Here is a 23,868-nt window from a genome sequence, read left to right as displayed (position 1 = left end):
GGTGCGTGTCAGGATGTGGGGTCGACGCGGCTGGCGCACGGGCCACCCACAGCGGACGAGGGAGCGCGCGCATGGCGTCAGCACCCCCGCCCCCTCGGACCGACGTGCTCACCGACCCCGAGCGCGTCGCGGCGGCCCGTCGGCTGCTCGCCGAGGCCTCGCCCGGCGTCCACGACCGGCTCGCCGAGCTCGCGGCGCGGCTGACGCAGACCCCGGCGGCGCTGGTCTGCCTGGTCACCGACGCCGAGGTGCCCGTGGGGTCCTGCGGGCTGCCGGCGTCGGTCGTCAGCGGTCCGCTGCCGCTCGACGGCTCCCCGTGCGCGGTGACCGTCGGGCGGGGCGCCCCCGTCGTCGTCCCGGATGCGGCGCAGGACGAGCGGCTGGCCGCGCTGCCCGCGGCGGTCGACGGGGCGCTCGTCGCCTACCTCGGCGTCCCCCTGCGCACCCGGTCCGGGCAGCTCGTCGGGACGCTGGCGGTGTTCGACGGCGTCCGGCGGGACTGGTCGCCGGACCAGGTCATCCCGCTCGGGCAGCTGGCCGCCTCGGTGGTCGCCGAGCTCGAGGTGTCCGCGGCCCGGTCGGCCGCGGACGCCTCCCTGATGCGCCTGGAGCTGGCGCTGGAGGCCGGTGCCGTGGGCACCTGGGAGGTCGACCTGCAGCAGCACACCATCGACTGGGACGAGCGCTGCGCGGCGGTCTTCGGCTACGACTCCACCGTCCGGCTGGGGATGGACCGGCTGTTCGCCGAGCACGTGCACCCCGACGACCGGGAGCGCGCGCAGCGGGAGATGCAGGCGGCGATCGACGCCGTGGCCCAGTACGCCGTCGAGCTGCGCGTGGTCCGCACCGACGGCGGGGTGCGCTGGACGATCAGCCGCGGCCGGGTCCTGGCCGGTCCGGACGGCGCGCCGCAGCGGATCGTGGGGACGGTCGTCGACGTCACCGAGGCCCACGAGCAGGCCGACCGGGAGCTCGACGCCGTCCGCCGTGCCGCCGCGATCGCCGAGGTCGCCGCCGAGCTCGCCGGCGCCACGCAGGTCACCCAGCTCGCCGAGATCGCGCTGCGCGCCGCTGCCGTCCTGGGCGCGGAGTCGATCGGCCTGGCGGTGTTCGACCCACGCGACGACGAGCTGTACCTGCACCTGACCCGGCGCATCGTCGACACCATGGCCAGCGCGGCCGACGTCCAGCTGCCGTCCGGCGGGGTGCAGACGCCGCTGGACGACGAGCTGCCCACCCAGTGGGTCGCCCGGCACGGCGAGGCGTTGCTGTTCCCCGACGCCGCCGAGGTCGAGGCCCGCTTCCCGCGGATGGCCGAGGTCAACGCGGTCCTGGGCACGCGGGCCCTGGCCGCGTTGCCGCTGCGGGTCGAGGGCCGGCTGCTCGGCAGCTTCGTCGTCGTCTGGACGACCGAGCACGCCTTCCCCGACCGCGACGTCGAGCTGCTCGAGGGGCTCACCGCCCAGATCGCGCTGACCGCCTCCCGGCTGCGGGCCGACGCCGTGCGCGCCGACGCGGTGGCCGCCATGACCGCGGCCACCGCCCGGCTGCAGCTGCTGGCCGACACCGGCCGGGTGCTGTCGGGGACGCTGGAGATCACCCGGCAGGTCGGCCAGCTCGCCGACGTCGTCGTCCCCACCCTGGCCGACTGGTGCTGGCTGGTGGTCACCGACGAGCAGGGCCGGCTGCGCGAGATGGCCTCGGCGCACCGCGACCCCGGGCTGCGCGCGGAGCTGGAGCTGTACGTGCACTCGATGGTCGCGGTGATGACCGAGGAGGCCGCCGCGTCGGTGGTCACCCGCACCGGCCGCCCGCTCGTGCTGCCCCGGATCGACGCCGCGCGGATCGAGCGCGCCATCCCCGAGCCGGCGACCCGAGAGCTGCTGGGCCGGCTGGGCCTGGCCTCCGGCGTGATCGTGCCGCTGGTCGCCCGCGGGCAGTCCCTCGGCGCGCTGGGCCTGTTCAACGGCGCGGAGCGGGGACCGCACACGCCGGCCGAGGTCGAGACCGCGGTCGAGGTGGGCCGCCGGGCCGGGCTGGCGCTGCACCACGCCCGGCTCTACGGCCAGCAGCGGGCGCTGGCGGGGGCACTGCAGCACAGCATGCTCACCGACCCGCCGGAGCCGGAGCACTGCGAGATCGTCGTCCGGTACGTGCCCGCCGCAGAGGGCGCGGAGATCGGCGGCGACTGGTACGACGCGTTCCTCGAGCCGGGCGGGGCCACCGTGCTGGCCATCGGCGACGTCGTCGGCCACGACGTCCGGGCCGCCGCGGCGATGGGCCAGCTGCGCGGCCTGCTGCGCGGGATCAGCTACTCCAGCGGCGCCCCGCCGGCGCAGGTGCTGACCCAGGTCGACCGCGCCGTCCGCGGGCTGGGGCTGGACACGATGGCCACGGCGGTGGTCGCCCGCCTCGAGCAGGGGGACGACGACCGGGCCGCCGACCGGACGCTGCTGCGCTGGTCCAGCGCCGGTCACCCGCCGCCGGTGCTGCTCCGGCCCGACGGTCGGGTGCAGGTGCTCGACGGCGACCTGCCCGACCTGCTGCTCGGCGTCGACCCCTCGGTGGCGCGGCACGACCGGGTCGCCGTCCTCCCCGCCGGCAGCACGGTCTTCCTGCACACCGACGGGCTGGTCGAGCGCCGCGACCGCGACCTCGACACCGGCACCACCGCGCTGGTGTCCGTGCTGGCCGAGTACGCCACGCTGCCGCTGGCCGACCTGTGCGACCGGGTCCTCGAGCGGCTGTTCCTGCCCGACGCCGAGGACGACGTCGCGCTGCTCGCCGTCCGGCTGACCCGGGCCGTGCCCCTGGTCTGACGCCGGGATCCACTCAGCGGCGGTCGCGGCGGCGCCAGCGGGCCGGACGCACGGCGCGCACGCGCAGCAGCCGGTGGCGTGCCCGGTCGGGCAGGTCGACGGCGACCGGGGCCTCCCAGCCGCGCCACACCGAGAGCACCCGCAGCGCGGCGACCAGCACGATGACCAGGGCGGCGACCAGGATCGGGTCGAGGCCGGCCGGGCCGGAGAGCACGGTGAGCGCGATGGCCCCGAGCAGCGCGGCGACCGCGTTGTACGGGCCGGGCTGCACGATGTCGGCGCGCTGGGCCAGCAGCACGTCGCGGATCACCGCGCCGCCGACCGCGGTGACCGTGCCGACGAAGACCACGCTGGGACTGGGCAGCGCGGCCAGCTGCGCCTTCTGCGCGCCGATGACGGTGAAGAAGCCGAGGGTGACCGCGTCGAGGACGACGAGCAGGCCGGTCAGCCGGGACAGCCAGCCGGAGAAGTAGAACGTCACCGTCGCGGTGACGGCCACCGTGGGCAGGTAGGCGGGGTTGGTCAGGGCGACCGGCGGCAGGTCGCCGAGCAGCACGTCGCGCACCAGCCCGCCGCCGAGCCCGCCGGTGAAGGCCAGCAGCAGCACGCCGGAGACGGCGAACCCCTCGCGGGCGGCGAGCAGCCCCCCGGTCAGCGCGCCCACCACGATCGCCGCGAGGTCGACCGCCGCCGGCACCCGCAGCGTCTCGGTGGCCGCGGCCAGGATCTCCACGGCCGCATCCTGCCGCGCCGTCCGTCGGCCCCGGCCGCAGCCTCCGCCTCCGCCGTCCCTCCCTGGTGCTCTCTCGCTGCTCCCTCGCTGCGGTGATCATGGGGTTGTTGCACGCGCCGGCGGCGTGTCGCGCCGTGTCGGCGGCGACGACCCCATGATCAACACGGTGAGGACGGCGTCACCGCCGGTGACAGGAGAGTGGGGACGCCGCTAGCTTGCGGCTCCACCCGCCGCTCCCCAGGAGGTCGCCGTGCCCGTACGCCCGCCGGACGAGAACGAGGTGGCCGCGCTCGCGGCCAGCTACGGCATGAAGCCCACCGCCGAGGAGGTGGCCGCCTACACCCCGATCGTCGCGGCCTTCCTCAGCTCCTACGACGCGGTCGAGGAGCTCTACGCCGGGATCGCCCCGCAGGCGCCCGCCGACCGGCCGAGCACCCGCCCCGACGACGCCGACAACCCGCTCGGCGCCTGGTACGTCACGACCGAGATCCGCGGTGCCGCGGACGGGCCGCTGGCCGGCCGGACGGTGGCGGTCAAGGACAACGTCGAGGTCGCCGGCGTCCCGATGATGAACGGCTCGCACACCGTCGAGGGGTTCGTCCCACGGGAGGACGCCACCGTCGTCACCCGCCTGCTCGAGGCCGGCGCGACGATCACCGGCAAGTCCGTCTGCGAGGACCTCTGCTTCTCCGGCGGCAGCCACACCTCCGTCACCGGGCCGGTGCGCAACCCGTGGGACCCGTCCCGCACCACCGGTGGCAGCTCCAGCGGCAGCGCCGCGCTGGTGGCGTCCGGGGTGGTCGACCTGGCGGTCGGCGGGGACCAGGGCGGCTCGATCCGCATGCCCGCGGCCTTCTCCGGCATCGTCGGCCACAAGCCCACGCACGGGCTGGTGCCCTACACCGGCGCGTTCCCCATCGAGCTGACCCTCGACCACCTGGGCCCGATGACCCGCACGGTCGCCGACGCGGCAGCGATGCTCGACGTCCTCGCCGGCCGGGACGGCAACGACCCGCGCCAGCCCGCCGACGTGGTGCCCGAGCAGTACGCCGCCGCGCTGGGCGGGGACGTCGCGGGGCTGCGGGTCGGGGTCGTCGCCCAGGGCTTCGGCTGGGCGGAGCTCTCCGAGGCCGACGTCGACGACACCGTCCGGGCGGCCGCCGGGCGGCTGCGGGAGCTGGGCATCGAGGTGGTGGACCTCGACCTGCCCTGGCACCGGCACGCGCTGCACGTCTGGAACGTCATCGCCACCGACGGCGCCACGGTGCAGATGATCGAGGGCAACGGCTACGGCTGGAACTACGAGGGCCGCTACGACCCCGAGCTGATCGCCCACTACGGCCGCCAGCGCCGCGAGGTGGTCGACCGGTGGTCCCCGACGGTGACGGCGGTGGCGCTGTCCGGCCGCTGGTCGTACGAGCGGGAGCAGACCCGGCACTACGCGATGGCGCAGAACCTGGCCACCGAGGTGCGCCGGCAGTACGACGCCGCGCTGGCCGACGTCGACCTGCTGGTGATGCCGACCGTGCCGATGGTGGCCCCGGAGATCCCGGCGCCGGACGACCCGGTGGAGACCCGGGTGGCCCGCGCGCTGGAGATGATCGTCAACTGCGCGCCGTTCGACGTCAGCGGCCACCCGGCCACCAGCGTCCCGGCCGGGCTCTCGCAGGGGCTGCCGGTCGGGATGATGCTGGTCGGCCGCCGGTTCGAGGACACGACCCCGCTGAAGGTGGCGCACGCCTTCGAGCAGCTGGTCGGCGGCTTCCCGAGCCCCCCGGCCCGCTGACGCGCTCGCTCCGACCCCGCCGACCCCTCCCGCTGTTGACCATGGGGTCGTCGCCGGCCGCTGCGGCGTGTCCAGCCGTGTCGGCGGCGCCGACCCCATGATCAATGGCGGCCCCCGGACGAGGCCCTGTCACTGGCCGGGCGGGACCTCCAGCGAGGTCGCCGTCCCGCGGCGCAGCTGGGCGTCCCGGGTCGCCCCGTCGTGGCTGGACATGGCCTCCTGGCGGCCGGGCTCCTCGCGGAGGATCGCCGCGCCCTTCCAGTCCTCCGGGATGGCGAAGGCGTCGACCAGCGTGACCATGTGCGGGCGCAGGTCCTTGAGCAGCGCGTTCACCGTGGCGGTGAGCGCCTTGGAGCGGTTCGGGGTGAGCCGGCCGTGCTCGAGGAACCAGGCCCGGTCGGCCTCGATGGTCGTGAGCGCATAGAGGTCGCAGACCCGCTCGAGCAGGGCCCGCGCGTCGACGTCGGTGGTCCGCTCGATGCCGGCGACGAAGGCCTCCAGCACGATGCGGTCGATGTGCGCCTGCGCCGTCCGCAGCACGTGGTCCTGGACGTCGTTGAACACGTCGAAGGGCCGGGCGCCGGGGGTGTCCGCGCCACGCCGCAGCCGCCGGATCGCACTCTCGAGCAGGTGCTTCTCGCGGTCCTCGAGCATCTTCAGCTGCCAGCCGCGGTCGAGCAGCGGCACCTCGTCCTCCCGGCCGGGCACGGCGTCGACGAGCCGGGCGATCAGGCCGCGGGCCGCCGTCCGCTCGAGCACGGTCTCGCGGACCATGTCGGCGATGAACCCGACCTTGCCCCAGCCGTCGAGCGAGCCGAAGGCGTCGCGGTAGCCGGTGAGCAGGCCCTTGGCGACCAGCTGCAGCAGGACGGTGTTGTCGCCCTCGAAGGTGGTGAACACGTCGGTGTCGGCCTTGAGGTGCGGCAGCCGGTTCTCCTGCAGGTAGCCCGCACCGCCGCAGGCCTCGCGGGCCATCTGGATGGTCCGCGTGGCGTGCCAGGTCTGCGCGGCCTTGAGCCCGGCGGCCCGGGACTCCAGCTCGCGCTGCGCGCCCTCGTCGAGGTCCTCCGCGCCCTGGACGTCGTGCATCGTGCCGACCAGCTCCTCCTGCGCGAAGGAGTACGCGTAGGTGGCGGCCAGCGCCGGCAGCAGCTTGCGCTGGTGCACGAGGTAGTCGTTGAGCAGGACCTCGCGGTCGGCACCCGGCGCGGAGAACTGCCGGCGGGTCTCGCCGTAGCGGACGGCGATGTCGAGGGCGAGCTTGGTCGCCGCCGACGCGGAGCCGCCGACGCTCACCCGGCCGCGCACCAGGGTGCCCAGCATGGTGAAGAAGCGGCGGGTCTCGTTTCCGATCGAGCTGGTGTAGGTGCCGTCCTCGGCGACCTGGCCGTAGCGGTCGAGCAGCATGTCCCGCGGCACGGTCACGTGGTCGAAGCTCAGCCGGCCGTTGTCGACGCCGAGCAGGCCGGCCTTGGGGCCGTCGTCGCCGATGGTGACGCCCGGCATCGGGTCGCCCCGCTCGTCGCGGATCGGCACCAGCCAGGCGTGCACCCCGTGCCTGCGGCCCTGGGTCACCAGCTGGGCGAACACGACCGCCATCCGGCCGTCCTTCGCGGCGTTGCCGATGTAGTCCTTGCGGGCTGCCTCGTGCGGCGTGTGCAGGTCGAAGGTCTGCGTCTCGGGGTCGTAGGTGCACGTCGTCCGCAGCTGCTGGACGTCGGAGCCGTGCCCGGTCTCGGTCATGGCGAAGCACCCGGGCAGCGCGAAGCTCATGATGTCGCGCAGGTACGCCTCGTGGTGCCGCTCGGTGCCCAGCGCCTGCACGGCCCCGCCGAACAGGCCCCACTGGACGCCGGCCTTCACCATCAGCGACAGGTCGGTGAACGCCAGCATCTCGATCGAGGTGACCGAGCCGCCGGCGTCGTCCTCGCCGCCGTACTCCTTGGGGAAGCCGAGGGTGACCCGGCCGGAACGGGCGATCTCCGCCGCCATCCGGGTGACCCGCTCCCGGGCCTCCTGCACGTTCTCGCCGTAGACCGGCAGCAGGTCGGGGTCGTGCAGGTTCTCGCGCGCGTCGCGGCGCACGTGGCCCCAGCGGCCGTCGAGCACCTCGGTGAGCGTCTTCGCGTCCACCGCGTGCGGCAGGCTCGTGGTCACAGTTCCTCCTCGTTGCGGGACACGACGCCGGAGAGCCCGGCCCAGGCGAGATCGGTCAGGTGCGCGGCGAGTTCCACTCGGGGCATCGGACGATCGGCCTGCAGCCACCAGTCGGCGGCCGAGCGGACGAGGCCGACCAGGCCGTGGCCCCACGGGAGCGCGGCGGCGGGGTCGCGGCCGGCCTGCTCCAGGGTCACGGCGACCAGCGCGGCGGCCTGGTCGCCGACGAGGTGGGAGAGGTTGGCGATCGGGTCCGCGTCACCGGGGCCCTGGCCGCCCGGGCGGTCCGGTGCCTGGACGACGAACCGGTACAGCTCGGGGTCGGCCTCGAGGAACGTCAGGTAGGTCTCGACGGCGGCGGCCATCATCTGCCGCGGCTCGCCGGTGCTCTCCATCGCCTCGCGCAGGCGCGCGGTGAGGGAGGCGGCCACCCGGCTGCAGACGGCGACGTGCAGCTCGGTGCGGTCGGCGAAGTGCCGGTAGACGACGGTCTTGCTGGTGCCGGCGGCGGTGGCGATCTCCTCCATGCCGACGCCCGCGCCGTGCCGGCCCACCGCGGCGATGGTGGCGTCGACCAGCTGCTCGCGGCGGGCGCGACGGTGCTCGTCCCACCGGGAGTCGCGGCGGTCGCGCCTCGACGGCTCGGCTCTCACGATACCGACGGTACCTGATACCCTCGGTTCCAGACACTTATCGGGGCGGTGCCGTGCCGCCCGTGCCCCCATCCAGTGATCCGGAGGGTCCCGATGGCTCCGCAGACCCGGAAGGCCGCGATCGTCGGCGGCAACCGCATCCCCTTCGCCCGCTCGAACTCCGCGTACGCGCAGGCGTCCAACCAGGACATGCTCACCGCGACGCTGGACGGGCTGGTCGCCCGCTTCGGGCTGCAGGGCCGGCGGGTCGGGGAGGTCGTCGCGGGTGCGGTCCTCAAGCACTCCCGCGACTTCAACCTGACCCGTGAGGCGGTCCTCGGCTCGCGGCTGTCGGCCGCCACCCCGGCCTACGACGTGCAGCAGGCCTGCGGCACCGGGCTCGAGGCCGCGATCCTGGTCGCCAACAAGATCGCGCTGGGGCAGATCGAGTCCGGCATCGCCGGCGGCGTCGACACCACCTCCGACGCCCCGCTGGCCATCCACGACGAGATGCGCCGCGTACTGATCGCGCTCAGCAGCGCCCGGACGGTGCAGCAGCGGCTCAGGGCGCTCGCCGGCGTGCGACCCGGGATGCTCGTGCCCGAGGCCCCGCGCAACGCCGAGCCGCGCACCGGCCTGTCGATGGGCGAGCACCAGGCGATCACCGCCAGGGAGTGGGGGATCAGCCGCGAGGCCCAGGACGAGCTGGCCGTCCGCTCGCACCACAACCTCGCCGCGGCCTACGAGCGCGGCTTCTTCCACGACCTGGTCACCCCCTACCTGGGCCTGACCCGTGACGAGAACCTGCGGCCGGACACCTCGGTGGAGAAGCTCGCGAAGCTGGAGCCGGTGTTCGGTACGGGCGACCCCGACGCCACCATGACCGCGGGCAACTCGACGCCGCTGTCCGACGGCGCCTCCGCCGTCCTGCTGGCCTCCGACGAGTGGGCCGCCGAGCACGGCCTGCCGGTGCTCGCCCACCTCGTCGACGCGCAGACCGCCGCGGTCGACCACGTGCACGGGGGCGAGGGCCTGCTGATGGCCCCGGCGTACGCCGTCCCGGTGCTGCTGGCCCGCAACGGCCTGACGCTGCAGGACTTCGACTACTACGAGATCCACGAGGCGTTCGCCTCGACGGTGCTCGCCACGCTGGAGGCCTGGCAGGACCCGGCGTTCTGCAAGGAGCGGCTGGGTCTGGACGCCCCGCTGGGCGCCATCGACCGGTCGAGGCTCAACGTCAACGGCTCGTCGCTGGCGGCCGGCCACCCGTTCGCCGCGACCGGCGGGCGCATCGTCGCCTCGCTGGCCAAGCAGCTGCACGAGGCGGGCCCCGGCAAGCGCGGCCTGATCTCCATCTGTGCGGCCGGCGGCCAGGGCGTCGTCGCCGTCCTCGAGTCCTGAAGGAGCACCCGTGGGTGACTGGTACCGCGACTTCGCCAACTCCGGCGTCGGCTCGACCCTGGTCGGGCAGCTCGGCCTGCCCCGCCCGGCCGTGCTACGCCGATACGAGCCGGGCGTACCGCTGCTGACCGGCCCGGCCGTGGTCGGCACCACCGGCGGGGGTCGGCTGCACGAGACCCTGATCCGCGTGCTCGAGGACGCCGGCGTCCCCGTGCAGCCGCCGGCGGCCACCGACGGCGAGCGGCTGGGCGCCGTGCTGCTCGACGCCACCGGCGTGACCGGCCCGGCCGACCTCGCCGCGGCGCAGGAGTTCCTCGCCCCGGCGGTCCGGCGGCTGGGCCCGTCGGGCCGGGTGCTGGTGCTGGCCGACCCGCCGTCGGACGCCGGCTCCCCGGCGCAGGCCGCCGCCCGGCAGGCGCTGGAGGGCCTGGTGCGCTCGGTCGCCAAGGAGCTGCGCGACGGCGCGACGGCGAACCTGCTGTTCGTGCCGACCGGTGCGGAGGCCTCCGCGCCCGGACCGGTCCGCTTCTTCCTCTCCGGCCGCTCGGCCTACGTCGACGGCCAGGTGGTCACCCTGGCGGCCGCGCACGTCCCGGCGGGCGAGGACGAGGAGCGCCCGCTGGCCGGGGAGGTCGCCGTCGTCACCGGGGCCGCGCGCGGCATCGGCGCGTCCATCGCCCGCGTGATGGCCCGTGACGGCGCCTCCGTGGTCGCCGTCGACGTCCCCGCCGCCGGCCAGTCGCTGGCCGAGGTGGCCAACGAGATCGGCGGGACGGCGTTGCAGCTCGACATCACCGCGCCCGATGCCGCGCAGCGGCTGGTCGCCCACCTGCGGGAGCGGCACGGCGGGGTGGACGTCGTCGTCCACAACGCCGGCATCACCCGCGACAGGCTGCTGGTCAACATGGACGCCGCCCGCTGGAACTCGGTGATGGCGGTCAACCTGCAGGCGCAGCTGGACATCACCGAGGCGCTGCTCGACGCCGAGGGCCTGCTGGGGTCCGGCGCCCGGGTGGTCTGCGTGAGCTCGCAGTCGGGCATCGCCGGCAACCGCGGCCAGACCAACTACGCGGCGTCCAAGGCCGGCGTCATCGGCATGGTGCGGGCGTGGGCGCCGGCGTTCGCCGAGCGCGGCGCGACCATCAACGCGGTCGCGCCGGGGTTCATCGTCACCGAGATGACGGCGAGGATGCCGTTCGGCACCCGTGAGGTCGGCTCGCGGATCAACTCGCTGCAGCAGGGCGGCCTGCCGGTGGACGTCGCGGAGACGATCGCCTGGCTGGCGCAGCCGAGTGCCGCCGGGGTCAACGGCCAGGTCGTGCGGGTGTGCGGCCAGTCCTTCCTGGGGGCGTGATGGCCCGCACCGTGCTGGAGGCCGCGCCGTCGATGCCGGCGCTGTTCGCCCGGGCCGTGGCCACCGCGCGCGGCCGCGGCGGCGACCTGCCCGACACCCGGCTGGCCCGCACCGGCCTGCGCGTCGAGGCCACCGACCTGGCCGCCTACGACCGGGTCTGCAGCTTCCCCCTGGCCGACACGCTCCCCGCCACGTACCCGCACGTGCTGGCGTTCCCGCTGCAGCTGGCGCTGATGAGCGACAGGTCGTTCCCGCTCGCCCTGCCGGGCCTGGTGCACGTGCGCAACCGGGTCGACGTGCTGCGGCCGGTCCGGGCCGACGAGGCGCTGGACCTGGAGGTCTGGGCCGAACGGTTCGCCCGGCACCCACGCGGGGCGACGGTCGACCTGTGCGCGTCGGTCTCGGCCGGCGGCGCCGAGGTGTGGCGCTCGCGGTCGACGTACCTGTCCCGCGGCGCGCAGGCGCCGGAGGGCGCGCCGGGGTCCGACCTCTCGCTGTCGGTGGGGGACCTGCCGCGTCCCGTCGCCACCTGGCGGGTGCCCGACGACGCCGGACGCCGCTACGCGCGGGTCTCCGGCGACGTGAACCCGATCCACCTCTCCGGGCTGACCGCCAAGGCCTTCGGCTTCAAGCGGGCGATCGCGCACGGCATGTGGGTCAAGGCCCGGGCGCTCGCGGCGCTGACCGGACGGCTGCCCGACGCGATGGCGGTCGACGTGGTGTTCAAGAAGCCGCTGTTGCTGCCCTCGACGGTCACGCTCGCGACCGCCCCGGTGGACGGCGGCTGGGACCTCACCGTCCGCAACGCGAAGACCGGCGCCGACCACCTGCTGGGGACCGTCCGCCCGCTGCCGTGACCATCGGCGGGTGGCTGCCCGACACGCCGTCCACGGCAGCTCCCCGCCGGTGATCGACTGGAGGGGCGCGGGCCCCTCCGGTGAGGTGGGTGCGTGGAGCACACGGACCCGACCGAGCACCCCCGACCGCTGCTGCGCCGTCCCTGGACCCCGCTCGACGGGGAGTGGGAGTTCGCGGCCGACCCCGACCTCGCCGGCACCGTCGGCAGCATCGCGTTCGACCGCACCATCCGGGTGCCCTACGCCCCGGAGACCCCGGCCAGCGGCGTGCACTGGACCGGGCGGCTCGGCCGCGCCTGGTACCGCCGTCGGCTGCCCGGCCGCGTCGGCGACCGGCGCACCGTCCTCCACTTCGGCGCCGTCGACCGCGTCTGCGACGTGTGGGTCGGCGGCACGCACGTCGCCTCCCACGAGGGCGGGTACACGCCGTTCGGCGTCGACGTCACCGACTTCCTGGGGGACGACGGTGCCGAGCTGGTGGTCCGCGCCGACGACGACCCGCTCGACCTCGAGGCGCCGCGCGGGAAGCAGGACTGGCGCGACGAGCCGCACGACATCTGGTACCCGCGCACGACCGGCATCTGGCGCACGGTCTGGCTGGAGCAGGTGGCGCCGCGGCACATCACCGACGTCCAGTGGCGGGGGGACCCGCGCACGCTGCGGGTCGACGTCCGCGTGCGGCTCGCCGTCCGCGTCTCCGGTGCCCGGTTGCACCTGCGGCTGCGCGCCGGGGACCGGCTGCTGGTGGACGACGCGGTGCGGGTGGACGGCGCCGTCGTCGAGCGCACCGTCCAGGTGGGGGACGGCGGCGTCGACGACCGCAACGGGCTCGTGTGGTGGCCCCGCCCCGACCCGGTGCTGCTCGACGCCGAGCTGGCGCTGGTGGCCGACGACGGCGAGGTGCTCGACGAGGTCGAGAGCTACACCGCGCTGCGCTCGGTCGGGGTCGGCGACGGGCGGCTGCTGGTCAACGGCCGGCCGACGCCGATGCGGCTGGTGCTCGACCAGGGCTACTGGCCCGACACCGGCGCCACCCCGCCCGACGTCGCGGCGCTGCGGCGCGACCTGGAGCTCACCCGGGCGCTGGGCTTCACCGGGGCCCGCAAGCACCAGAAGACCGAGGACCCGCGGTACCTCGCCCTCGCCGACCGGATGGGGCTCGTGGTGTGGGCCGAGATGCCCTCGGCGTACCGGCCCGGCCCGACGGCCAGCGCCCGGCTGCTGCGGGAGTGGGCCGACGTGGTGGTCGCCCACCGCGGGTTCCCGAGCGTGGTGGCCTGGGTGCCGCTCAACGAGTCGTGGGGCGTGCAGGAGGCGGAGGTCGACGAACGGCAGCGCGGGCTGATCCGGGCGCTCACGGAGACGGCGGACGCGCTCGACGGCACCCGCCCGGTGTCGGCCAACGACGGCTGGGAGACCCTGGACGGCGACATCCTGGGCATCCACGACTACGAGCAGGACCCCGCGGTGCTCGGCGAGCGCTACGCCACGGCCGCGGACCTCGAGCGGGTGGCCACGGGACGCCGTCGCGACGGGTACCTGGCCGACCTCGACCGCGCGGGCGTCGCCGGCCGGGCCGTCGTCCTCTCGGAGTTCGGCGGCGTGGCGCTGCGCTCCCCGGAGGACGAGGGCTGGGGCTACGCCGACGCGACCTCGCCGGAGGACCTGCTGGCCCGCTACCGCGCCCAGTGGGCCGCGGTTCACGGCAGCTCCGCGCTCGCCGGCGCCTGCTGGACGCAGCTGTCCGACACCTACCAGGAGCGCAACGGGCTGGTGGGCGCGGACCGGGTGCCCAAGGTCGACCTCGAGGCGCTGCGCCGGGCCACCCTCGGCGAGACGTAGGGGACCTACGCCTCGCGGTTGTCGCGGACCACCGTGTCGCCGGCGAGGTCGGTGATCGTCCTGGTGGTGCTCAGGCCGGTGAGGTCGTTGCCCTCGATGACGACCCCTCTCGACGTCGCGGCCACCCGGACGGCACGGGCGTTCGTGGCCCCTCCGGTCCGCAGGAACACCGAGTCGGCGATCCGCGCGCCGTCGACCTCCACCAGTTGGATCCCATGGGTGCCGCTTCCGATGCCGGTGAGCCGGCAGGCCTCCACGGACAGCCCGGTCACCGGCACCCTCGGCCCGACGACGAGCAGCGGACCCCCTGGCGCGGCGGCGAACGAGCTCCGCAGGAGCCGCACCCGGTCGGCCGCGTCGACCACCGCGGCCGGGGCGGCCCCCCGCAGGGGAGCCGGGAAGGTGCAGTCCTCGACGGTGATGTCGCTGGTGCCGTCCCCGCCGATCCGCAGGGCGCTGTCCACCGGCTGGGTGGTGCGGGTGCGGGTGAAGGAGACGTGGCGGACGGAGCCCCTGGAGGCGGGACCGGTCTGCACGCGGATGGCCGCGGAACGGTCGTCGCCCCCATCGGCGATGTCCACGGTGCAGTCGGTGAACGACAGGCGCTCGATCGCTCCGCTGCTGTGCGTGTTCTTGACGACGATGCCGCGGCCGGTGGCCCGGCCCCGGCACCCGTGGAATGAGCAGTCGCGGATCGAGGCCGTCATGCGGTCCTCGCCGCCCGTCCACTCGAGCACGGCGACCATGAAGCGGCTCACTGAACTGGCACCGGTGCAGTCGACGAACCGGCCTCCGGTGACGTCCAGGCCCCGGAGCAGGGCACCGGGGGCGCCGATGGGCGCGAACTGCAGGCAGTCGTCGCCGGACTCGACGTGGCAGGCGGTGGCGAGGAAGTCCGAGCCCCCGAACACCCGGATGCCCCCCGTGCCCGTCGCCGGCGCGCTGTTGCGCACGCGGACCCGGTCCAGGCGGCCCCGGTCGCCGGCGAACATCACCGCCTGGCCACCGGCGTAGGTGTCGACCGTGACGTCACTGAGGTGGACATCGTCCCCGTAGAGGGCCAGCACGACACCGGTCCGGCTGTGGTCGACGGCCCCGATGGTGCCGGGACCGGAGATGCGCACGCCGTCGGACTTGACGGCGAAGTCGGCGTTGCGAAGGAAGGCGCCGTCCAGCCCGGGGGGCGCCGTCCAGTCCTTGGCCAGGAACGAGCCGGGCTCGAGGTGGAGCCGTGCGCCGGCCGGGAGGAGCAGGCTGGCCGTGCACCGGTAGGTGCCCGCAGGCAGCACCCCCGTGGCTCCGGTACGGGCGCTGGCGTCGATGATCGCCTGCACCGCGGCGGTGTCGTCGGCGACGCCGTCCCCAACGGGGCCGTCCTCCCGCACGCGGAGCGGCGGCCGGCTCTGCGGCGCCCGCGCGGCGGCAGCGGGCGCCACCGTCGGTGGATCGCTGCTGCCCGCGAGGGCGGCCGTGGCAGCCAGCCCCACCGCGCCGAGGAGGACCGCACGTCGGCCCACCGGGGGTCCGGGCGGGGTACCTGCAGGAGGCTGCGGAGGTCGGGTGCGTCCGTCCATGGGTCGCCTCCCCTCCGAGGGGTCCGTCGGCGCTCCGGGCGTCAGCCGCCCGTGCCGCTCACCGGCGGACCGACCGCACCGCGCCGAACGCCTGCCTGTTCACCGCAGCCACGGTGCGCACGAGGATGACGGTGTCGCGCCACAGTGACCAGTGCTCGATGTACCGGTTGTCGAAGCGCGCCCGTTCCTGGATCGAGGTGTCCCCCCGGAGGCCGTGGACCTGCGCCCAACCGGTGAGACCCACAGCCAGCCGGTGCCGGTCGCGGTAGCCGTCCACCGAGTCGGCGAACTGCGCGGCGTACCCGCGCTCCTCCGGCCGGGGCCCGACCAGGGACATGTCCCCGCGCAGGATGTTCCACAGCTGGGGCAGCTCGTCGAGGCTGGTCCGGCGCAGGAACGACCCGATGGGCGTCTGGCGGCGCTCGACGTCCATGCGCCGGGCGTGCATCGTGCTGCGCGTCGAGCGGGTGGCTCTCTGTCCGGCCACGTCCTGCTCGGCCGCCGGGACCCTCAGGGTGCGGAACTTGAGGACGGCGAAGTCCTCGCCGAACCGCCCGGTGCGGATCTGCCGGAAGAGGACCGGCCCGGGGCTGCTGACCCGGACGGCCAGGGCGAGGACGGCGAGCAGGGGGGAGATCACGGCCAGCAGCCCCCCGGCGACGACGACGTCGAGGACCCGCTTGACCCGCCAGCCCCCGCGGCGCGGCGCAGCGCGGCGCACCCGGTGCAGCGGGATGCCCCAGACGTCGTCCACGTCGGGGCCGCTCGAGGTCATCCCGACGTCGAAGAACCGGGGGACCACGCACACCTCGACGTCACGCATGGCGGCGCTCCGCACCAGTCCGACGAGCTCCGCCTCCCGGGTCGGCCCGTAGGCGACGATGACCCGGCGGACCCCGTGGGCGTCGAGCAGGGTGTCGACGTCGGTCATGCCACCGAGCGGTGCACGGTCGTCGAGCTGCGGGCCGTCGTCGACGAACCCGATCGGGTGCAGCCCGTACTCGGGGTGGTCCTCCAGGGTGTCCAGCAGCTCCATGGCCAGCCGGCCGCCCCCGACGACGAGGGCGACCTCGCCGATCAGCCGCCTCCTCCGCGCCCAGCGGAGTCCGGCGTAGCCGATGCTGCGGCCGGTGACGAACGCCGGCACGCCGGAGAGGGCGTGCACGACGAGGGCCGGACCCCACTCGCCTACCAGCGCCACGGGCGCGGCCAGCAGGAACGCGCAGCCGAGCCGGGGGACCAGGTACGGGACCTGGTCGAGGGCGGCCAGCGTGATCCGGGGGCGGTAGGCCCCGCCCGCGGCCAGGAGGACCAGGGAGACGACGACGAAGCCGACACCCGCCAGCGTCGGCTCCGCGGCCCACGCCATGGGCAGCGACAGCGCGCACAGGTCGATCGCGACCAGGACGGAGCGCACGAGGCCGTGGCGCGGCCGAGGTCGGCCCGCAGCGGGCTCGTGGGTGCCGAGGTCGGCACGGAGTCCAGCCGGACGCCCCGGGACGGGGACCGGGGAGGGGCGGTCGAGGTGGGGAGGACGGGGAACGGGGAGGAGCGTCCGCTGCGGTGCAGCGCTGTGCGTGGCAGAACGGACGGACATCGAGCTCCCTGTTGCCGACGGTACCCGGGATGCTATGTGACGTTTCAATTCGACGGAACCCCCGAGTTCCGAGTTGCAGTCGAGCCGCCCGGTGCGCTCCGGCAGCACTACCGTTCCTGCGGTGACCGAGGGCCCCGACTTCCTGATCATCGGAGCAGCGCGGTGCGGGACCACCGCCCTGGCCTCGTTCCTCGACCAGCACCCGGACGTCGCCGTGTCCCGGCCCAAGGAGCTGCACTTCCTCGCGTTCCCGGGGGGCGCGCCGCGGTTCACCGGCCCCGGGGACGACCACCTGGTCAACCGGGTCGCGGTGCGGGACGAGGAGACCTGGCGCGCGGCGTTCCGACACCGCACCGAGCGTCGGCTCGGGGAGGGCTCGGTGACCACGCTGTGTCACCCGGAGACCTCCCTGCCCGCCATCGACCGGTTCTGCGCTCCGGGGTGCCGGCTGGTCGTCATGCTCCGCGACCCGGTCGACCGGGCGTTCTCCAGCTGGCTGTACCTCCGCTCCAGGGGCCACCACGCCGGCAGCTTCGAGGAGTGCCTGGCCGTGGAGGAGGAGCGGACCTCGGCCGGCTGGAGCCACATGTGGCAGCTCGCCCGGCTCAGCAGGTACGCCGAGCAGCTCGAGCCGTTCGTGCACGCGTTCGGGGACCGGTTGCTGGTGGTGGTGCAGGAGGAGTTCGCCGCTGACCCCGACCGGCAGCTGCGGCGGGTGCTGCAGTTCCTCGACGTCGACCCGGACGTCGCCATCGACGCCGGCCACCGGGTCAACGAGGGCGGCATCCCCCGGAGCAGTGCCGTCACCAGCGGGCTCAACCTCGTCCGCCGGTCCCGCGTCGCCCGCCGGGTGGTGACGGCGGTGGTGCCGAGACGCCAACGCGAGCGGGTGCGGTCGGCCAACCTCGTGCGTCCGACCCTCCGGGCCGGGACACGCGCCCGCCTGGCCGAGGAGTTCGCGCCGGACCTGGCGAGGCTGCAGCTCCTGATCGGCCGGGAGGACCTGCCGTGGCCCAGCGTCCGGACGTCGGGGAGGTGACCGCGGTGGCACCGGGCCGGATCCGGGTCCTGCAGCTCACCGGCATCACCGTCGGCGGGTCGGCCGAGCACCTGCTGCTGCTGTCCGCGCTCCTGCCGGCGGAGCGCTTCGACGTCCGGATCGCGCTGTCCGGCGGTGGCCCGCTCGACGCGGAGATCCACGGGACCGGCCTGCCGGTGCTCGACTACGCCCCCTCGCACGGCCGCGGTCAGTTCACGCAGGCGTCCCCGGACGGGCCTCGTGAGCTGCTGCGCCAGTTCCTCCGCATCCGCGGGCACATCCGGCGGAACCGGTACGACATCGTGCACACGCACACCTCGGTGGCCGGGGCGATGGGGAGGGTCGCGGCGTGGTCCTGCCGCACGCCGGTCCGGCTGCACATGCTGCACGCGTTCGCCAGCCACGACGCCGTCCCCCAGCCACGGCGGGCGGTCTTCCGGCTGGTGGAGCGACTGCTCGACCTGGCGACGACGCACTACGTGGCGGGCTCGGCGGCCATCCGGGACGCCGGGGTGCGGCGGCGCATCCTCGCGCCCGAGGACGTCACGGTGATCCACTACTCCAGCCGGACACGGGTCGCAGACGCCACGCAGGCCGACCGTGCCCGCCTGCGCGCCGAGCTCGGGCTGCCGGCGGACGTGCCGCTCGTGGCCCTGGTCGGGCGGATCGAGGAGCAGAAGGGCGTCGACCACCTCGTGCGCGCGGCCGTGCCGGTGGTGGCGCGGGTCCCGGAGGCGCACTTCGTGGTCGTCGGCGACGGCACCCGACGCCCCGAGATGGAGCGGCTTGCGGCGGAGCTCGGGGTCGCCGACCGCGTGCACTTCACCGGCTGGCGGCACGACCTCGCCGACGTGGCGCGGGCGGTCGACGTCCTGGCACTGCCGTCCCGGTGGGAGGCGTTCGGCATCGTGAACCTGGAGGCGATGGCGGCGGCGAAGCCGGTGGTGGGGTTCGCCGTCGAGGGGGTCCCGGAGGTGGTCGTCCATGGGGAGACGGGCCTGCTGTCGCCGCCGGGGGCGACCGACCGGCTGGCGGAGGACCTCGTCCGGGTGCTCACCGACCCTGAGCTGGCCGCACGGCTGGGCGAGGCGGGTCGCCGCCGGTTCACCGAGTGCTTCACGCCGGAGCCGATGGTGCGGCAGCACGTCGAGCTCTACGAGAGGCTGCTCGCACGGCCGCGCCGGGTCAGCCGGTGGCCCCTGCTCCCGCGGGCCGGTCGAGCAGGTCGCGGATGAGCCCGACGAACCGACGGCCGAGGTCCTCCACGCGGTAGTGCGCGCGGATCAGCGCGGTCCCCTCGGCTCCCATGGCCCCCCGCTCGGAAGCGGTCATGGCGACCAGCTCCTCGATCTGGCGACGGATGGAGGTCGGGTCCCCGGTGCGGGCGACCAGGCCGTGCCGCGGCTCCTCGAAGAACGGTGGGCGGCCGGAGCAGTCCGTGAAGACGGTCGGACACCCGGCGGCCATGGCCTCCATGACGGCCAGCGGCAACGCCGGTCCCTCCCACCGGGCCGTGTGCACGTACCCGTCCGCCGCGGCCAGCAGCCGGTGCACGTCGTCCCGCCAGCCGAGGAACGTCACGGTGCCTGCCAGGCCGTGTCTGCCGACCAGCCGGTGCAGCGAGGCCTCGTAGTCCGCCGTCCGCCGGGCGGCCACCGAGTCGCCGGCCGACCCGACCAGGGCGACGTGCACGGGCGGCGGCGATCCCGGTGCGCCGAGCGCGGACAGCAGCAGGTCCTGCCCCTTCTGCGGGTCCAGGCGTCCCACGTTCACCAGCAGGACGTCCCCGTCCGCCGCACCCATCTCGGCGCGCAGGGCCGTCCGCGCCGCGGCGGTGAGCTCCACCGGCGGGGGCATCTCGATGCCGTTGGGCAGCACGGCGGTGCGGTCGGCCGGCACACCGAACCCGGTCATCTCGTCCCGGACGACGGTGGACGTGCAGACCGCGAGCGTCGTCCGGCGGGCCACGGCCGTCCGATAGGCGCCCCGCTTGAGGGCGGCCACGGGGCGTGGCCCCCAGAAGTGGTGCTGGTTCTGGACCATCAGCACACCGGGCACGCCGGCCCGGGCAGCCGCGAGCAGCGCCGGGACGCGGTCGCGCTGGTTGACGCCGATCACGCACCGTCCGGACTGCCGGCGCACCCGGTCGGCCAGCGACGGCACGAGCCGCGGGTCCCAAGGCCGGTCCAGCCGGGACTCGAGCTCGGTACCGGCCCCGATCGCGGCGAAGTCGGACAGGATGCTCGGCCCGCCCCGGGGAACGGGGCCGTGGACGAGGGTGAGGTCGAAGCCCGCTTCCCGGAGGGCCCGTGCGAACCCGAGCGCCATCTTGGCCGCTCCGGTGCGGTCGGGGAGCCGGAGGGTCATGTGCAGGTGCCCCGCAGGCGAGCTCATGCCGGGCCGGACGTCCTGCGGGCCGGATCGCGCCATGCGACGACGTCGAGCCCGGTCAGGTTCTCGAGCAGGTCGATGTCGGCGCGGAACGCCTCGACCAGCGCGCGTCGGGTCTCGTCGCGGTAGGTGGTCCGCACGATGTTGCGGTGCACGATCTGCCGCCGCAGCCGGCGTCGCAGACCCGCCGGGAGGACGGGGGAGAGCAGCTTCTTCAGCGGGTGGTGCGTGCTCACCACCCGGCCGAGGAACCTGCTGCGTGGTTCACCCGAGCGGTGCGGGTCAGGGCGGACGGCGTGCCGGATCGCGGGCACGCCGAGGAACCCGTACACCCGCCGGAGCAACGCGTCCGGGTCGGCGACCAGGTCCTCGTACCGCAGCACCAGGAGCTGCTCGCGGGGGAAGACGTCCAGGACGCGCCGCACCTGCTCCCCGTACCGGCCCATCGCCGTGTAGTGCCAGATGTGGTGCCAGCCCGCGTCGATCCGGCGCGGCTCGTCGGCCAGGGCCTCCTCGAACGTCTCGCACGGTTCCCACCCGCGGGTGCGCATGAAGCCGTAGGCGGAGAACGCGCGGTCGACCGGGTCGCGCAACACGCACACCAGTCGCGCGTCCGGGGCCTCCGCGCGGACGCGGGGGATCGCGCCGGGGTGGTACAGCGTGGAGACCGACGCCTCGCCGCGGAGCTGGTCCGGCCGAGCCCTCCGGTAGAGGTCCTGGTACGCGGCCCGGTCGGTGACGGCCAGGCGGTTGATCGTCTGACGGTCCCCCGGGCCCGTGAAGGCCGGTGTCGTCCCGGTGAGGGCGAAGTAGTGGGGCTCCTTGGGATCGGTGAGGAAGAGCCCGGGGTGCTCGGCCAGGTACTGGTACAGGGCCGTGGTGCCCGACCGTGCGGCACCGATCACCAGGAACTGCGGTGTCAGCGTCATCCCTCTCCCCGTGCGGTCGTCGCGATCGTCCGGATCCCCGACCTCTGCCGGGCCGCTCGGGCCAGGTACAGGTTGCGCGCACTCATGGCCACCGCCGCAGCGGCGGCCACCCCGGTGCCTCCCCAGGCCGCTCCCCACCAGGAGCCGAGCCCGAAGAAGGCGACCGCGGCCACCAGCGCGCTCCCGGCGACCAGGCGTTCGTGCCCGGCGTGCGACAGCACCACGGAGCACGGCCCCGTCCAGGCGTTGACCAGGACGCCGGCGCACATCACCAGGGCCGGGGTCAGCGCACCGGCGTAGCCGGGGCCGAAGACGGCGGGGACCAGCCACGGCCCCGCCGCAGCGAGGACCAGCACGGCCAGTGCCGTCACGGCCGTCGACCAGGACGCGGTGCGCCGGATGGGTGCCTGGAGCTCTGTGAGGCGGCCCGTCGCCGCGGCGGACGCGATGCGCGGTGCGAGCGTCCGCATGACGATCGCGGTCGGGACGGCGAGCAGGACGGCGATGCGGACCGCGACCGCGAAGACGGCGACCTGGCCGACCGGCGCCAGCGTCGCGAGCAGCCAGACCCCGGCCTGGGGGACGGTGACCGACGCCAGCGTCGCGAGGGTGAAGCTGCTGCCCCGGCGCAGCAGCCGCCACGGTGACGCGGCCACCGTGCCGGGCGCCGGGGCGCCGACCACGCCGACGACCACGAGGAGGCCGGCGAGGTAGACCGCCGTCTCGATCCCGACCGCCCACCAGAGCAGCGTCCGCAGCGACGGGGCGTGCGACGCCCCAGCCGCCGCGACGAGGACCCCGACGAGCACCACCCGCCGGACGTGCTCGCCGAGGAGCAGGGCCAGGCCGAACCGCGCCCGGGCCCGGAGCACATCGGCCAGCACCGGGCCGACGGCCGCCACCGACACCCACAGCGCGACGACCAGCACCAGGGGGCGGTAGACCGCCGTCGGCGTGCCGGTGCCGGCCGCCAGGGGGCCGAGCGCAGCCGTCCACAGCAGCACCACCGCGGTCACGCCGACCGCCAGTGCTCCGAGCAGCCGCCACAGCAGGACCCGGCCGGCTGCCGCGTCCTCCCGCGCGAAGGCGATCGTGGAGACCTGGGTGAGCCCGGACTGGGCCAGCACCGCGAGGAGGGCCAGCCAGCTGAGCGCCCACGACAGCGCGCCGAAGTCGTCGGCGGGCAGCAACCGGGCACCGACCACCGTCAGCAGGAACGCGCTGCTGACGGCCACCAGTTGCCCGACGGCGACGAGGGTCGCGTCGCGCCGCAGAGTGCCCCGCCGAGCGGCGCTGCCGGGACTGCTGACCGGCTGCGCGGTCACCTGGCGGATCCTGCCCGTTCCGGAGCACCGGCAGCCACCGGTGGACCCGGAACGGGGCCGGCGTCCTGCGGGTCCCGGCGGACGAAGGCGTTCACCAGCAGGACCGCCGCGATGATCGGCACGCCGATCGCCACCCACTTCGGCATCGACGTCGCCCACACGCCGCCGGGGAAGACCCGGATCATGAACACCAGGCTGACTCCCCAGATCAACGGGTCGCGGACGGACCGGCGGAGGGCGACCTGGGCGGCACGGGCGACGACGCCGCTCAGCAGGCCGCCGAGCACGACGCCGGGCAGCCCCAGGTTCACGTACCAGTCGCCGACCGCGGTCGCCGGGAACCCGTTGTTCCGGTCGATGTAGGTCTGTGCGAGCTGTACGGCCGGTGAGACGAAGGGGTCCTGCTGGCCGACGAGGACCGACGGCACCGCGGCGACCGTGGCGTCGACGAAGTCCGCACCGCCGGTGAAGTCGAACTCGTCGGGCCAGTCGTCGATCACGAGCAGCAGCGAGTCGTAGAAGGTGTTGTTGGTGGCCACGGCCACCATGCGCGCGGTGCTCTGACCCTCGATCGTGGGCGCGAGGTCGCCCAGGAGCACGGTGTCGCGGGCCGTCCGCAGGGAGAAGGCCAGGAGCAGGGCGAGGACCGGCACGAGCAGGAGACGCCGCTGCCACCGCGGGTCACCCCACCACCTCCCCTCCGTGCGTCGGGCGGCGCCGTGGGCGCCGTGGACCTCGAAGAGCAACGTGCCGGCGATCAGCGCCACGACGGAGATCACCGCCACGTCCCGCGCACCCCACGTCCAGCTCAGGTAGCCGTTCAGCGCGACGAGGCCGAGAGGCAGCAGCCGGAGCAGGGGCGCCCGGCGGCCGACGGAGAAGAACGCGGCGACGGCGAAGAGGGCCGCGAGTACGGGGATCGAGCGCAGCGCCCGGCTCTCGGCGACGTCCCTGTCGACCTTCGACGCGGTGATCAGACCGGACGGGCCGCCGTAGCGGCTCCACAACAGCGCGGTGGCCACGAGAGCCAGTGCGCTGAGCGCCACGGCGAGGAGCGCCAGGGTCCGCGGTGTGAGGGACCCGCGGGACGGCGGGAACAGCAGCCGGGCCGGCGCGGCGAGCGGGGCCGGCACCCGGGCGCCCGCCCACAGTGCGAGCAGCCACAGGACGGCGATGGCCTGGCCCTGCAGGACCAGCGTCGTCGTGTCGCGGTCCACGAACAACTCGGTGGGGAAGGGGGTGTCGAGCCCGAGGGCGAGGACCAGCGGGCGCAGGAGCAGCTGCAGCGCGAGGTAGTACAGGGTCAGGGCCATCGGGTCGAGCGGGTGGCGCACGACGCTGCGGTACACCCACGTCCAGACCAGGGCCGAGGCGGCAACGGCCAGCAGGGGCACGATCACCACTGCCGGTCCACCTCCTGGCCAGCGCTTCC

At 75.0% G+C, this 23,868-nt stretch carries 17 protein-coding genes; 8 read left to right on the top strand and 9 right to left on the bottom strand.

Features of this window, described 5'->3' with window-relative positions; genetic code table 11:
• The first annotated feature begins 71 nt into the window (after positions 1–71).
• Positions 72–2,819 carry a SpoIIE family protein phosphatase gene (locus ACWIX7_RS11350; protein WP_448621638.1) on the top strand — a complete coding sequence of 916 codons (2,748 nt, stop codon included), beginning with the start codon at positions 72–74 and terminating at the stop codon, positions 2,817–2,819.
• A gap of 13 nt (positions 2,820–2,832) precedes the next feature.
• Here ACWIX7_RS11350 and ACWIX7_RS11345 read toward each other — a convergent pair whose 3' ends face one another.
• Complete coding sequence (locus tag ACWIX7_RS11345; RefSeq protein ID WP_448621637.1) at positions 2,833–3,552, bottom strand: trimeric intracellular cation channel family protein; 720 nt, start codon at positions 3,550–3,552, stop codon at positions 2,833–2,835.
• Between the two features lie 250 nt (positions 3,553–3,802).
• Here ACWIX7_RS11345 and ACWIX7_RS11340 point away from each other — a divergent pair, with 250 nt between their 5' ends.
• A complete protein-coding gene (locus ACWIX7_RS11340) occupies positions 3,803–5,338 on the top strand; it encodes an amidase (RefSeq protein WP_448621636.1) in 1,536 nt (511 codons plus the stop codon).
• Between the two features lie 129 nt (positions 5,339–5,467).
• On the opposite strand, the gene ACWIX7_RS11335 is transcribed toward ACWIX7_RS11340, so the two are convergent.
• Both ACWIX7_RS11335 and ACWIX7_RS11330 read right to left on the bottom strand, forming a co-directional pair.
• Positions 5,468–7,495 (bottom strand): acyl-CoA dehydrogenase family protein, encoded by a 2,028-nt coding sequence (locus ACWIX7_RS11335; RefSeq protein WP_448621635.1) that lies wholly within the window; start codon positions 7,493–7,495, stop codon positions 5,468–5,470.
• On the bottom strand, positions 7,492–8,148 hold the full coding sequence (locus ACWIX7_RS11330) for a TetR family transcriptional regulator (RefSeq protein ID WP_448621634.1): 657 nt from the start codon (positions 8,146–8,148) through the stop codon (positions 7,492–7,494). The genes ACWIX7_RS11335 and ACWIX7_RS11330 overlap by 4 nt, the downstream gene beginning before the upstream one ends.
• A gap of 93 nt (positions 8,149–8,241) precedes the next feature.
• Between ACWIX7_RS11330 and ACWIX7_RS11325 the strand changes: the two genes are divergently transcribed.
• The 4 genes from ACWIX7_RS11325 (at position 8,242) to ACWIX7_RS11310 (ending at position 13,581) form a co-directional block, all read left to right on the top strand.
• Positions 8,242–9,528, top strand: a complete 1,287-nt coding sequence (locus ACWIX7_RS11325; RefSeq protein WP_448621633.1) for an acetyl-CoA C-acetyltransferase — start codon at positions 8,242–8,244, stop codon at positions 9,526–9,528.
• A 10-nt stretch (positions 9,529–9,538) separates the two neighbouring features.
• A complete protein-coding gene (locus tag ACWIX7_RS11320; RefSeq protein WP_448621632.1) occupies positions 9,539–10,882 on the top strand; it encodes a 3-oxoacyl-ACP reductase in 1,344 nt (447 codons plus the stop codon).
• Positions 10,882–11,739, top strand: coding sequence for a MaoC family dehydratase (locus tag ACWIX7_RS11315; RefSeq protein WP_448621631.1), 858 nt, complete (start codon positions 10,882–10,884; stop codon positions 11,737–11,739). Before ACWIX7_RS11320 ends, ACWIX7_RS11315 begins: the two co-directional genes overlap by 1 nt.
• A 93-nt stretch (positions 11,740–11,832) precedes the next feature.
• Positions 11,833–13,581, top strand: a complete 1,749-nt coding sequence (locus tag ACWIX7_RS11310) for a glycoside hydrolase family 2 protein (RefSeq protein WP_448621630.1) — start codon at positions 11,833–11,835, stop codon at positions 13,579–13,581.
• Positions 13,582–13,586: 5 nt separating this feature from the next.
• On the opposite strand, the gene ACWIX7_RS11305 is transcribed toward ACWIX7_RS11310, so the two are convergent.
• Positions 13,587–15,098 (bottom strand): glycosyl hydrolase family 28-related protein, encoded by a 1,512-nt coding sequence (locus ACWIX7_RS11305; RefSeq protein WP_448621629.1) that lies wholly within the window; start codon positions 15,096–15,098, stop codon positions 13,587–13,589.
• A gap of 115 nt (positions 15,099–15,213) precedes the next feature.
• On the bottom strand, positions 15,214–16,572 hold the full coding sequence (locus ACWIX7_RS11300) for a sugar transferase (protein ID WP_448621628.1): 1,359 nt from the start codon (positions 16,570–16,572) through the stop codon (positions 15,214–15,216).
• Positions 16,573–16,873: 301 nt separating this feature from the next.
• On the opposite strand from ACWIX7_RS11300, the gene ACWIX7_RS11295 reads away from it, so the two are divergent.
• Together ACWIX7_RS11295 and ACWIX7_RS11290 are read left to right on the top strand one after the other, a co-directional pair.
• Positions 16,874–17,791, top strand: a complete 918-nt coding sequence (locus tag ACWIX7_RS11295; protein WP_448621627.1) for a sulfotransferase family protein — start codon at positions 16,874–16,876, stop codon at positions 17,789–17,791.
• Positions 17,761–19,026, top strand: a complete 1,266-nt coding sequence (locus ACWIX7_RS11290) for a glycosyltransferase family 4 protein (RefSeq protein ID WP_448621626.1) — start codon at positions 17,761–17,763, stop codon at positions 19,024–19,026. Before ACWIX7_RS11295 ends, ACWIX7_RS11290 begins: the two co-directional genes overlap by 31 nt.
• On the opposite strand, the gene ACWIX7_RS11285 is transcribed toward ACWIX7_RS11290, so the two are convergent.
• From ACWIX7_RS11285 to ACWIX7_RS11270, 4 genes are read right to left on the bottom strand one after another with little or no spacing between them, the layout of a single operon-like run.
• On the bottom strand, positions 18,977–20,185 hold the full coding sequence (locus tag ACWIX7_RS11285) for a glycosyltransferase family 4 protein (RefSeq protein WP_448621625.1): 1,209 nt from the start codon (positions 20,183–20,185) through the stop codon (positions 18,977–18,979). The two genes, ACWIX7_RS11290 and ACWIX7_RS11285, sit on opposite strands and share 50 nt — an antisense overlap.
• The gene (locus ACWIX7_RS11280) at positions 20,182–21,111 is read right to left on the bottom strand and encodes a sulfotransferase family protein (protein WP_448621624.1); all 930 of its coding nucleotides are present in this window, start codon (positions 21,109–21,111) and stop codon (positions 20,182–20,184) included. Before ACWIX7_RS11280 ends, ACWIX7_RS11285 begins: the two co-directional genes overlap by 4 nt.
• Positions 21,108–22,436 carry a lipopolysaccharide biosynthesis protein gene (locus ACWIX7_RS11275; protein WP_448621623.1) on the bottom strand — a complete coding sequence of 443 codons (1,329 nt, stop codon included), beginning with the start codon at positions 22,434–22,436 and terminating at the stop codon, positions 21,108–21,110. Before ACWIX7_RS11275 ends, ACWIX7_RS11280 begins: the two co-directional genes overlap by 4 nt.
• Entirely contained in the window at positions 22,433–23,836 is a 1,404-nt protein-coding gene (locus tag ACWIX7_RS11270) for a hypothetical protein (protein ID WP_448621622.1), read from the bottom strand. The genes ACWIX7_RS11275 and ACWIX7_RS11270 overlap by 4 nt, the downstream gene beginning before the upstream one ends.
• Positions 23,837–23,868: the final 32 nt, after the last annotated feature.

It is taken from the genome of Geodermatophilus sp. URMC 65, from assembly GCF_053502545.1.
This window is presented reverse-complemented; position numbering and strand designations above follow the sequence as displayed.

What these genes read in the sequence shown, in the direction of transcription:
- ACWIX7_RS11350 (WP_448621638.1), top strand. Translation starts at nt 72, where the DNA reads ATGGCGTCAGCACCCCCGCCCCCTCGGACCGACGTGCTCACCGACCCC.
- ACWIX7_RS11280 (WP_448621624.1), bottom strand. Translation starts at nt 21,111, where the DNA reads ATGACGCTGACACCGCAGTTCCTGGTGATCGGTGCCGCACGGTCGGGC.
- ACWIX7_RS11285 (WP_448621625.1), bottom strand. Translation starts at nt 20,185, where the DNA reads ATGAGCTCGCCTGCGGGGCACCTGCACATGACCCTCCGGCTCCCCGAC.
- ACWIX7_RS11325 (WP_448621633.1), top strand. Translation starts at nt 8,242, where the DNA reads ATGGCTCCGCAGACCCGGAAGGCCGCGATCGTCGGCGGCAACCGCATC.
- ACWIX7_RS11315 (WP_448621631.1), top strand. Translation starts at nt 10,882, where the DNA reads ATGGCCCGCACCGTGCTGGAGGCCGCGCCGTCGATGCCGGCGCTGTTC.